Here is a 12581-nt window from a genome sequence, read left to right on the forward strand (position 1 = left end):
CATTCCTTAGTCAATGGATAGGTGGTGTCAGTATGGCCTTTGAGCCAGGGCAGTTCCTGGGGTCTATGTCTACCGCTGGTAGTGGCACTCCTCCTTTAAGTTTCTCAGGGCTGTGGATATGTTAAACCGAACTGCGAACCAGACGTCGCTACAGACCCTGACAACGATTGAAACCTTCGTGGAGCTGTTGGCCTGGCGGGCTGAGCAAACTCCCCAGGGCACAGCCTACCGGTTTTTGGCGGAGGGCACCCCCGAAACCGCCCAGACGATTACCTACAGCGCTTTGCAGCAGCAGGCCCAGGCCATTGCGGTACTGCTACAGGATCTCAACTGCCAAAACCAGCCGGTGCTGCTGCTCTACCCCGCTGGGTTAGACTACATTGCCGCCTTTTTTGGCTGCCTTTACGCTGGGGCGATCGCCGTTCCAGCCTACCCGCCGCGCCCCAACCGCTCGTTAGATCGCATTCAGGCCATGGTGCAGGATGCCGGAGCCGCCGTCGCCCTGACCGACAATGCCACCCTGCAAAAGCTGGAGCGGCGACTGGCCGAGACACCCCAGCTGCGATCGCTCTACTGCCTCAGCACCGACGGCCTGCAACCCGATCTGGCCCAGCAGTGGCGTCCCCCCGCGATCGATGCCAACACCCTGGCTCTGTTGCAGTACACCTCAGGGTCAACCGCCCTGCCCAAGGGGGTAATGATCAGCCACGACAACCTGCTGCACAACTCCGAGCTGATTGGCCGCTGCTTTGGCAATACCGCCGCCAGTCGGGGAGTTTCCTGGCTGCCGCCCTACCACGACATGGGGCTGGTGGGGGGTATTCTGCAGCCGCTGTATGTGGGGGCGGAGATGACGTTGATGGCCCCGGTGTCGTTTTTACAGCGCCCGGTGCGCTGGCTGGAGGCGATTTCCTACTACCGGGCCACCACCAGCGGCGGGCCGAACTTTGCCTACGACCTCTGCGTGCGCAAAACTACCCCCGAGCAGCGGCGCGCCCTCGACCTCAGCTCTTGGCAGCTGGCTTTTAGCGGGGCCGAACCGGTGCATCAGGCCACCCTGGCCCAGTTTGCCGCCGCCTTTGTCCCCAGCGGCTTTCGGCCCCAGGCTTTTTACCCCTGCTACGGCATGGCTGAAACCACCCTGCTGGTGACTGGCGAGGCGGTGCAGGCCGAGCCTAAGCACCTGATTCTCAAAGCGACCGACCTGCAGCAAAATCAGGTCACGTTGGTTTCTGCCGCCGATGCCGACGCAGCTCGCCCCATTGTCAGCTGTGGCCCCCCGGCCATTTCCAACCAGGTGTGCATTGTGGACCCCGACAGCCACCGCCCCTGCCCCCCCAACACCATTGGCGAAATCTGGGTGCGCTGGTCGCGCAGTATTGCCCAGGGCTACTGGCGGCGAGAGGCGGCTACCCAAGATGCTTTCCACGCCACCCTGGCCGATGGAGCCGAGGGGCCGTTTTTGCGCACGGGCGACCTGGGGTTTCTCTACGGCGACGACCTCTACGTCACCGGGCGACTCAAGGATCTAATCATCATTCGGGGCCGCAACCACTATCCCCAGGACATTGAGGCCACCGCAGAACAGGCCCATCGCGCCCTGCGCCAGGGTAGCGGAGCCGCTTTTTCAATAACGGAGCACGACACCGAACACCTGGTAATTGTCCACGAGCTGGAGCGCAGCGCCCTGCGCACCGCTGACCCCGAGGCGATTTTTGCCGCCCTGCGCCGCCGAGTAGCCGAAGACCACGACTTGCAGTTGGGGGCGATCGCCCTGCTCAAGCCCAACGCCATGCCAAAAACCTCCAGCGGCAAGGTGCAGCGGCACCTGTGTCGGTCGATGTTTTTAGACGGGCAGTTTGACGTGGTCCACGGCTGGCCTACGGCAGAGACCAGCCAAGCCCTAGCGACCGCTGAGGCCTGGGCTGACGGCGGCGAGGAGGTGATCGCTGCGGAAAACCTGAATCAGCCTGAGGTAGAGGCCCAATCGCTGGCGGTGGCCAGCCCGGCTAGCTCGGCATCGCCGCCTTTGACCAGCCCCGATGCGATCGCCGATTGGATGCTGAGCTGGCTGGCCAACGCCCTGCAGGTGCCCAAGCACACCCTAAACGTGCGCCAACCCCTAGCCGAGCACGGGATTGACTCCCTGGCGGCGGTGGAGCTGGCCGAAGCCCTAGAATCGACCCTGGGGGTGCCCCTCTCGCCCACCCTGGCCTACGAGTACCCCACCATTGAGGCACTATCGACCTATCTGGCCTCGGCGCGGGACCGTGCTACCGTCACCGTTTCCCCGGTAGAGGCCGTCGACCATAGGGAATTGGAGCAAATCGTAAGAGAATTAGAACTGCTGTCGGATGCAGAGGTGCAAACCCTGCTGGGCAGACAGCGTCATTAAATAATAATGGAGCGTGGGAGTTGCCCGTGGAGGATCTCGCAAGGCGAATTAGCAGCCTTTCCCCAGAGAAACGGCTGCTGTTAGAGCTACAGTTGCAGCGCAAGCGCGGGCTACCCGAACCCATTGCCATTGTCGGGATGGCCTGTCGATTGCCAGGGGCTCCCAATCTGCAGGCCTACTGGCAGCTGTTGACCGAGGGGCAAGACGCCATTCGTGAGGTGCCCGCCGATCGCTGGGATGTCGATGCCTTCTACGATGCTGACCCTCAGGCCACGGGTAAAACCTACTGCCGCTGGGGCGGATTTCTCAACGGGGTAGACCAGTTTGACCCGGCGTTTTTTGGCATTGCCCCCCGCGAAGCTCCCTACATTGACCCCCAGCAGCGGCTGTTTTTAGAGAGCGTTTGGGAGGCCCTAGAGGATGCTGGCATTGTGCCCCACGACCTGGGGGGACAGCCAGTGGGCGTGTTTGCCGCCGCCTCAACCTTGGACTACGGCCAGATGCTGCTCCAGGGGCCAGAGGTGGTGGGTACCTATACCGCCACGGGGCTAGCCTCAACGATGGTGGCCAATCGGGTATCCTACCTGCTCAACCTGCAGGGCCCGAGCCTGACGATAGACACGGCCTGCTCATCGTCTCTGGTGGCGGTGCATCTGGCCTGCCAGAGCCTGTGGACCGGCGACAGCAGCCTGGCCCTGGCCGGGGGCGTCAACCTGATGCTAACCCCCACTGTCACCGTGAGCTTTAGTAAGTTGACGGCACTCTCCCCCGAGGGGCGGTGCAAAGCCTTTGATGCGGCGGCCAACGGTTTTGTGCGCTCTGAGGGAGTGGGTACTGTGGTGCTCAAACGCCTCAGCCAGGCCCTAGCCGACGGCGATCGCATCTACGCCCTAATTCGGGGCAGTGCCACCAACCAGGACGGCCGCACCAACGGCCTCACCGCCCCCAACCCAGCCGCCCAGGAGGCGGTGGTCAAAGCTGCCTACGAGCAGGCGGGCATTCCCCTCCATCAGGTGGACTACATTGAGGCTCACGGCACCGGCACCCTACTGGGCGACCCTATTGAGGCCAAGGCCCTGGGGAATGTGTTCAGCCCCTTTCGGGAGCTAGATCAGCCGATCCGGATGGGGTCAGTGAAAAGCAACATTGGCCACACTGAGGCGGCGGCGGGCATCGCTAGCCTAATCAAGGTGGCCCTCTGCCTGCGGCACCGCACCCTGGTGCCCAGCCTGCATTTCCACACCCCCAACCCCTACATTCCCTTCGACCAGATTCCTCTACGGGTGCAGCAGCAGCGCGAACCCTGGGCCGAGGCCGAGAATATGGCGATCGCCGGGGTGAGTTCCTTTGGCTTTGGCGGCACCAACGCCCACGTTGCCCTCCAGGCCGTCCCGGTTTTTGCTGGTGCACCAGAGGCAGATCGGCCCCTGCACCTGTTTTGCCTGTCGGCGCGATCGCAACCTGCCCTGCAAACTTACGCCCACACCATGGCTACGGCCCTCAGCCAAATGCCCCAGGCCAACCTGGGCGACCTTTGCCACACCGTCAACGCCGGGCGCACCACCTTCGACCACCGCCTCGCCCTCCTCGCCCCCGACCTTCCCACCCTGATCGCCGCCCTCCAGCAGCCCGTCCCCCCGCCTCCTCACCCTCTCCATCCCTCCGCCTCACCCGGCGTTGTCTTCCTCTTCACCGGCCAGGGCTCTCAGTACGTCGGCATGGGGCGGCAACTCTACGACACCCAGCCCGTCTTTAAAGCCACCATCGATCGCTGCGACGAGCTGCTGCAGCCCTACCTAGACCGTTCCCTTCAGAGTTTGTTGTTTGGAGAGGACAGCACTGGGCAAGATTCACCTACGGCTCCCCTGCACCAGACAGGCTACACCCAGCCCGCTCTATTCGCCCTGGAATATGCTCTGGCTCAGCTGTGGATGGCCTGGGGCATTCGCCCGGCGGCGGTGATGGGGCACAGCGTCGGTGAATACGTGGCGGCCTGCGTGGCCGGGGTCTTTAGCCTGGAAGATGGTCTGCGGCTGATGGCTCTGCGCGGGCGGCTGATGCAGACCCTGCCCGCTAACGGCGGCATGGTAGCGGTGTTTGCCGATGCCGACACCGTAGCAGCGGCACTGCCCGATACCGTTTCCCTGGCCACCCTCAATGGGCCAGATAATACCGTCATCGCCGGTCCCCAGACCGATCTGGAGGCCGTGATCGACGACCTCCACAGCCAGGGCATTCGCACCAAACCCCTGCAGGTATCCCACGCTTTTCACTCGGCGCTGATGGATCCGATTCTCAATGTGTTTGAGCAGAGTGCTCAGGGCATTAACTTCCATGCCCCCACCCTGCCCCTGGTCTCGAACCTGACCGGGGAGTTCGTCGGCCCCGATCTGCCGATGGACGCCCGCTACTGGCGACGCCATGCTCGCCAGCCGGTGCGGTTTGCCGATGCGATCGCCACCCTGCACGCAGCAGGTCATACCCTGTTTCTTGAGGTCGGCCCCCATCCGGTGCTCAGCGCCATGGGCAAGCGCTGCGTGGCCCAAAGTAACCACACCTGGCTGCCCTCCCTCCGCCGGGGCCAGGCCGATTGGCAGACCCTGCTCACGACCCTAGGTCATCTTTACCAGGGGGGCCTCACCGTTGACTGGGCTAATTTTGATCGCCCCTACCAGCGTCAGTGGCTGAGCTTGCCCACCTATCCCTTTCAACGCCAGCGCTACTGGATTGACCTGGCATTGCCCGCCCGTCCGGCGGCGGTGCGTGAAAACGATAGCGCACCCGAACCTGTTCCCAGCAACGCTTACGGCATTGTCTGGCAACCCCAGGCGATCGCTCCGGCTACTGCTGTAGCGGGCGAACAATGGCTGATCTGGGGGGCCACCGATGCCCTTTGGGGGAGCCTGAGCCAGACTTTGCAAAAGCAGGGAATTGGGGCTATTCGGGTTTCGGCGGGCGATCGCTTTCAGGCCCTTCAGCCTGACCACTACCAGGTATCGCTAGCCCAGGATCGACCCTTCGAGGCGCTGATGGGGGCTCTCCAGCCCCAGCCGGTGGCCCACCTACTCGTGCTAGCTCCCGAGGCTAGCGACGCTAAGCCAGCTTCCCAAGCCGTGACCGAACCGATTCTGCAATGGGTGAAGGCACTGGCCCGTCAGCCCGACCCCTCTAAACCCTGGCCCAAACTGTGGCTAGTGACCCAGGGTGCCCAGTCGGTAGAGACCTCAGATGCCATTACGTCGTCCCAGCAGGCCGTGCTGTGGGGGCTGGGGCGCACCCTGCGCCTGGAGCATCCAGAACTTTGGGGTGGCCTGATCGATCTGCCGGGGACAGCGGCTGCTTCAGACCCGGTGATGGCTCCGTGGCTAGACAATCTGGTAGCCCATGTGACCAATTCCCAGGGTGAGGATGAGGTAGCCCTACGCCAGGCCCAGGGTTGGGTGCCCCGCCTACAGATCCTAGATTTCGCCGAGTCCCCTGAGGCACAGTCCATTCGGGCAGAGGCCACTTATTTGATTACCGGCGGTACCGGTGCTCTGGGCCAGCAGCTGGCTGGCTGGCTGGTCGAGCAGGGGGCGCGCCACCTGGTGTTGACAAGTCGCCGGGGCAGCAGCGCCGAGCTGGAGAAAACCCTGGAGCCTTTGCGTCAGGCCGGGGCCACGGTGTGGGTGGAGGCGGTGGATGGGGGCGATCGCGCTACCCTAGCTGCCCTGCTCGATCGCATTGCGCAGCAGCTACCGCCGCTGCGCGGGGTGTTTCACGCGGCGGGCGTTTTGGCCGATGGCTTTGTGGCCAATCAGTCGGTCGAGCAGTTCCACCGGGTGATGCCCGCCAAACTTGAGGGAGCCTGGCACCTGCACCAGCTCACTCAGTCCACGCCTTTGGACTGGTTTGTGCTGTTCTCGTCGATTACCTCGGTGTTGGGTTCTCCGGGTCAGGGCAATTACGGAGCGGCCAACGCAGGGCTAGACGCCCTGGCCCAGTACCGTCGCCAGCAAGGGCTACCGGCCCTCAGCATTAACTGGGGGCCTTGGCAGGGGGCAGGGATGGCCGCCCACCAGAACGCCACGGCCCTGGCTCAGCGAGGCATGCCCGCCTTAGCAGCGCCAGAAGGATTGCGGTGGCTGGGGCGACTGTTGACCACAGAAACACCGGCCGCAGTGGCGATCGCCCACCTAAACTGGCCCCGCCTGCTGCGTTACTTGCCCACCGATCGCCCCCCGGCGATCGTTTCAGCCTTTGTGGGGAACGAGCTGGCTGCAGCTCCGGTGGATACAGCCACTGTACCAGTGGTTAAGACTGCGGCGATCGCTCTTCCCCTGGAGCAAATTTTGGCCCAGCCCGAGGCCGAGCGGGTCGCCACCGTGCAAGCCTACTTGCAGGCCCAGGTGGCCAAGGTGATGGGGCTGACCGAGGCTGTGCCCGTGGATGCGCCCCTGATGGATTTGGGCATCGACTCGCTGATGACCATGGAGCTGCTGACCCTGTGCAAGCAGGACCTGGATTTGGTGCTATATCCGCGTGAGGTGCTGGCCCACCCCACCGTGGCGGCACTGGCGGCCTACGTCGCTCGGGAGCTGGTGCGGGTGCATCGCCCCGTCAGCGATCGGCCTGGGGCAGGTTTAGTGGCGGCAGAGTTATCAGAAGGGGAGGACACCGATCTACCCAAGAGCCCCTGGCAGGCCCCAGCCCCGCTGGAGCCACTGCCCGCCCGCCGCAACCCGCCTATGGTCTTTTTGCTGTCGGCCCCCCGCTCCGGGTCTACCCTGCTGCGGGTGATGCTGGCGGGCCATCCCGGTCTGTTCTGCCCCCCTGAGCTGCACCTGCTGCCCTTTAACACCCTGGAGGCCCAGGGTGCAGCCCTGGGCTACAGCTACCTGCAAGAGGGTCTCCAGCGGGCGGTGATGGAACTACTACAGGTAAAAGCAGACCAGGCCGAAGCCCTGCTGAGCGAATGGCGACAGCACCAGACCACCGTACCAGCGGTGTATGACAAACTCCAGCAAATGGCGGAGGGGCGGCTGTTAGTCGACAAATCGCCCACCTATAGTCTCAGCCTGGAGACGCTGGAGCGGGCCGAACAGATGTTTGAGGGAGCCAAATACATTCACCTGGTGCGCCACCCCTACGCGGTGATCGAGTCGTTTGTGCACAACCGCATGTACAAGATCTTTGATCTGGAGCCCGATGACCCCTATCGGCTGGCGGAGCAGGTGTGGCAGGCCTGCAACCAAAACATTCGCACCTTTGCCCAATCCTTAGATGCCGATCGCCACTACACCCTGCGCTACGAAGACCTGGTGGTCGACCCGGAACCGTCTATGCGAGACCTGTGTGCCTTTCTAGAGCTGCCCTTTGATCCGGCGGTGCTGACTCCCTACGAGGGGCGACGCATGACCGACGGCATCAGCGCCCAGTCTATGGCCGTGGATGACCCCAATTTTCGCCAGCGCAGCCGCATTGAGGCCCATCTAGCCAAAATCTGGCAGGGCATTCAGCTACCCCACCCCCTGGGGGCCACAAGCCAAACCCTGGCGGCGGAGTTTGACTACCCGCTGCCCCAGGAGCAGGCCATGGCCCTGGCCTCCCCCGCCCCCGGTCTGGCTGAAGCGGTAGATCTCTCCCCCAGCTACGTGCCCCTGGGGGCCGTGCGGGAAGAGGAGATACTGCTGCGGGAGCGTCCCTACCGCCTGTGCCACTGGGGACCAGAGAGTGGGCCACGAGTACTCTTGCTGCACGGCATTTTAGAGCACGGTGCCGTCTGGGATGGAGTGGCGACGGCCCTAGCCGACCAGGGCTACCATGCGATCGCCCCCGACCTGAGAGGTCACGGCCGCTCGGCCCATGCTGGCCCCGATGGCGGCTATCAACTGCTCGACTTTTTGGGCGATCTCGATCGCCTGACCGCCACCCTAGACACCCCCGTGGTGCTGGTAGGCCATTCCATGGGGGCGGTGCTGGGGGCGATTTTGACCAGCCTGCGGCCCGAGCGGGTGCAGCAGCTGGTGCTGGTCGAACCCGTGGTACCAGCCCCTGCGCCATCCCTAGAACCTGCGACTCAGCTAGTGGCCCATCTCGATGCCCTAACCCATGCCCCTCAGCCAACCGTGATGGCGTCGGTGGCGGTGGCGGCCCAGCGATTGCTGGCCCTAAAACCCTACCTGTCGCCGCCCATGGCCGAGGCGATGGCCCAGCGACTCACTCAGGTGGTCGAGGGGGGCGTGGTGTGGCGTAGCGATCCGCGATTGCAGACCCGTACAACCCTGGGCCTGAGCGGCGGCCTGCTCGATCGCCAGGGCTACGGCCAGATTCTCAAGGGGATTCAGCGGTCCACTACGGTAGTATTTGGCCAGAGCAGCCAGTTCAATCGACCTGAAGATTTGGCGTTTCTGCAAGCAAGTTTGCCTGATGCCAACCAGGTAACGCTAGCCGGAGGCCATGACCTGCCCCTTGAAACCCCTGGGGGTCTGGCTCAGGTCATTCGCGCTGCCCTGGCTCCCGAGAGCCCATCTACAACACCTCCAACGGAGCCCCGCCCATGCCCCTGACCCGCCAGCTTGCCATTCTGTGGGAAATTCCCCTGGGGCTATTGTCCTTTGGGTTTTCGCGGCTGGTGCGAGGCACCCTGACACTGATCAGCCGCTACTACAACCCCACCGACACCAAGGTAAAGGCCGACTGGCAGGTGGTTTCGGCAGACTTTTTGCAGTCGCCCCTCAAGCTGCTGTGGACCATGAGCCGGGCCCGGTGGAACCTGCACGCGCTGATTGCGATCGCAGGTCCCTTCACCGTGCAGTCTACGATCGCGCTAGATGTGCGATCGCTCTGGCAGTCGGCCCCCACCTGGACGGCGGTGGTCTACACCCTCAAGGGATACAAAACCCTGACCAGCATCAGCTCCCTCACGGTGCCCCCCGACCAAGACACCGCCACCATTACCCTGCCCCCAGGGCGCTATCTGGTGGGGTTGCGCCACTACGACTGGCGCAACCCCGTGCAGCTGCCCGCGATCGCCGTCGATGGCACCCCAGCCCTGGCCTCAGAAACGCGATCGGCCCCGCCCGACTTCAACCAGTTCTATCGCGGTCTGGCTCCCCGTCGGAGCCTGCTGTTTAGCGCCCTAAACTTCTACGTCTACCCCCTGCTGCGCTGGATGCAGTGGCTACCGCGATCGGTAGTCAAACCGATTTTTCTCCCCGTCCCTAACCCAGAAACCCACTTTTTCTACGGCGCACTGGATCGGGGAGAACAGCTCACCATCGACCTGCCCCCGACCCTGCGAGACACCCACAGCCTCTATTTCAGCCTCTACAGCCGCGACTGCTTCCCCATGGATTGGTACCCCCTTGTCACCGACCACCACACCACCAAGCCCCTGCCCGAACAGGGGGTCTACATCCTGCGGGTGCACCCGAAAACCCCAGCGGCCATGGCTATGGCCAAACCCGCCATTCAATTTTCAGTAACCTAGAATATGTTGGTGCTTGACTAAGCGGAAGCGTTTAGGCAAACCAGTCTGCCCTGCCAGAGCGGCAAACGCTGATTCTCTGAGCTAATCTGAGCCAGTCTGGGATCGAGGGAGCTCTCCCTCGGCTGCGCTCAGCCCGAATCTGGCTTGAGTCTGGCCAGCCGCCGATGGCAGAGCACGTGCTTTTCAAACGCCTGTCTTACCTAACAACCGACAGGACAAATACAGCTGGGATGCCCGACTATTTCAAGGTCGATTAAATGCTAGGGGCAAGCCTTTAGCAGAGGTTCGCGTTCACACTACTTCCCGGCTCCACAGTTTTGTCAACTACCCCTTTAGATAAAGGAAATAATGCGGCCATATTCTCAATTTACAGTTGCTTCTTATCTAATGGCTCCGACGCTAATCACAGTCAGCCATGTCGGTTCTTTACTCATTCTCATAACTGGTCTATCTTGGGCCTCTATCCTATGGATGGCGCTACTTTACATCAGTCGAGCAATGGCAACTACGGTGATTTACCACCGGCTAATTACCCATAAATCCTACCAAGCTCCTACTTGGGTGAAATGGGGAGGTAGTGTCGTGGCTGCGTCGGCAGGGCAGTTAGGCCCAAGCTGCTGGAAAGCTCACCACTTGGCCCATCACCAGCATACAGATCGAGCTTTAGATCCTCATTCTCCCTACGCCCCCCCTAAGGATAGCAGAGGCCTTTATTGGTCTCACATCGGTTGGTTGTTATCCCCACGTTTATTGCCCACCAAACTTCCATTAGACGTTGAAAGTGATCTGGTTTTAAGATTGATTGATCGCTTCCACTTCATCCCCCTTGTTGCACTTGGGATAATCTCTTACTTTATTGGAGGAGTGGAATATCTCGGAGCCTTCTTCCTCAGCACGACGCTCCTGTTTCATGGTGTGCAAACGGTAAACTCCTTGGCCCATATATTTGGTGCTCAACCCTTTGCTACTGACGATCAAAGCCGCAACAACAGTTTTGTGGCACTGCTCACTATGGGTGAAGGCTGGCACAATATGCACCATGCTTTTCAGGCCTCCAGTCGCCATGGCATTACTATTCGCGATGGCCAGGTCGTCTATCTGCCTGACCCCACCTTTAGGTTCGTAAAACTGATGGAGTTCTTTGGGTTGGCCTCAAAACTCAGGGTGCCAGCTGAAACCGATCTGCTGGCCCGTGCCAAACACCGAGAGCCTGCCTACGTCAGTTCGTCCCTCTGAGATTTGGTTAGGCCTCCCTTTGGCGGTGTCCAGGGCTTCGGCCCCAAACTTACGTAGCCTTGGCAGTGGTTCCACAGGTCGCCCAGGCCAGGACTGAGGCCGATGAGTTCCTGCACATAGTCTGATCAGGGGCTATCGTAGTTGTCGCTGATAAAAATTAATTCGAATTGCTATGCAAGTCCCTGGAGAGCTGGGAAGTAAAGAACTGCACAGCCATTCTCTCTCCAACCAGGGCGCGATTTAATCCGGCTGGGGGCAGTTTATCGTAGTGGAATTGTTGACCTGCACCCAGGTTTTCTAACCCACAACTTTTGTTAACTAAATCTGCAATGTTTGGCCTAATTGGACATTTGACCAGTCTTCAGCATGCCCAGGCGGTAGCCCGGGACCTGGGGTATCCCGAATATGCGACCCGAGGCTTAGACTTTTGGTGCAGCGCCCCACCCCAAATCTTTGACCCCATCCAGGTCACCAGCATCACCGGACAGCAGATCGAAGGCCGCTACGTCGAGTCGTGTTTTTTGCCCGAAATGCTTGCGGCTAAACGCATCAAAGCGGCTACCCGCAAGATCGTCAATGCTATGGCCCACGCTCAGAAGCACGGCATCGACATCACTGCGCTGGGCGGATTTTCGTCGATTGTGTTTGAGAATTTTCACCTTAGCCAAATTCAGCGGGTGCGCAATGTCACTCTGGAGTTTGAGCGGTTCACCACCGGCAATACCCACACGGCCTACGTTATTTGTCAGCAGGTTGTTGCGGCGGCTGAAACGCTCAGCATCAACCTGTCTGACGCCACCGTAGCCGTCTGCGGGGCCACGGGAGACATTGGCAGCGCCGTCTGCCGCTGGCTGAGTGCCCGCACCAATATCAAAGAATTGCTGCTCATTGCCCGCAACCGAGAGCGCCTTTGTCTCCTACAGGCAGAACTGGGCGGTGGCGTGCCCATGACCCTAGACCACGCCCTGCCCAAAGCTGACATTGTGGTGTGGGTAGCCAGCATGACTAAGGGCGTCGGGGTTGACCCCGCCCGGCTCAAGCGCCCCTGCCTGATGATCGATGGCGGCTACCCCAAGAACCTCGATCAGCACTTCAACTACGATGGTGTTCACATTCTGAAGGGCGGCATTGTCGAGCATTCCCTTGATATCGACTGGCGGATCATGAACATCGTGAATATGGATGTGCCCAACCGTCAAATCTTTGCCTGCTTTGCTGAGTCGATGCTGCTGGAGTTTGAGCAGTGGCACACCAACTTTTCCTGGGGTCGCAACCAAATCAGCCTCGAAAAGATGGATCTGATCGGTCAGTCGTCGCGGCGGCACGGGTTTCGCCCGCTGCTTGACCTCAACGCGGCTCCTCTGGTGGCTTGAGGCTTGTGAAAAGAGACTTTTCCCGCGGCTGGGTGGGGCTAACCTTAGGCGATCGGGTCGCCGTCTTGGTATCCTAGGATGCGAATGGATCAGGATTTTCCGCCCG

General features: G+C 61.4%; 5 protein-coding genes. All 5 read left to right on the top strand.

Features of this window, described 5'->3' with window-relative positions; all coding sequences use genetic code 11:
- Positions 1–118: 118 nt before the first annotated feature.
- Positions 119–2395 (top strand): AMP-binding protein, encoded by a 2277-nt coding sequence (locus tag IQ265_RS18990; RefSeq protein ID WP_194056449.1) that lies wholly within the window; start codon positions 119–121, stop codon positions 2393–2395.
- Positions 2396–2421: 26 nt separating this feature from the next.
- Positions 2422–8943 carry a type I polyketide synthase gene (locus IQ265_RS18995; protein WP_194056451.1) on the top strand — a complete coding sequence of 2174 codons (6522 nt, stop codon included), beginning with the start codon at positions 2422–2424 and terminating at the stop codon, positions 8941–8943.
- Positions 8934–9866, top strand: coding sequence for a DUF6208 family protein (locus tag IQ265_RS19000; protein ID WP_194056453.1), 933 nt, complete (start codon positions 8934–8936; stop codon positions 9864–9866). The genes IQ265_RS18995 and IQ265_RS19000 overlap by 10 nt, the downstream gene beginning before the upstream one ends.
- A gap of 387 nt (positions 9867–10253) precedes the next feature.
- Complete coding sequence (locus IQ265_RS19005) at positions 10254–11102, top strand: acyl-CoA desaturase (protein WP_228038109.1); 849 nt, start codon at positions 10254–10256, stop codon at positions 11100–11102.
- A gap of 329 nt (positions 11103–11431) precedes the next feature.
- Positions 11432–12475 (top strand): long-chain acyl-[acyl-carrier-protein] reductase, encoded by a 1044-nt coding sequence (locus IQ265_RS19010; protein ID WP_194056457.1) that lies wholly within the window; start codon positions 11432–11434, stop codon positions 12473–12475.
- Positions 12476–12581 lie beyond the last annotated feature (106 nt).

It is taken from the genome of Nodosilinea sp. LEGE 06152 (assembly GCF_015207525.1).
Lineage (GTDB): Bacteria > Cyanobacteriota > Cyanobacteriia > Phormidesmidales > Phormidesmidaceae > Nodosilinea.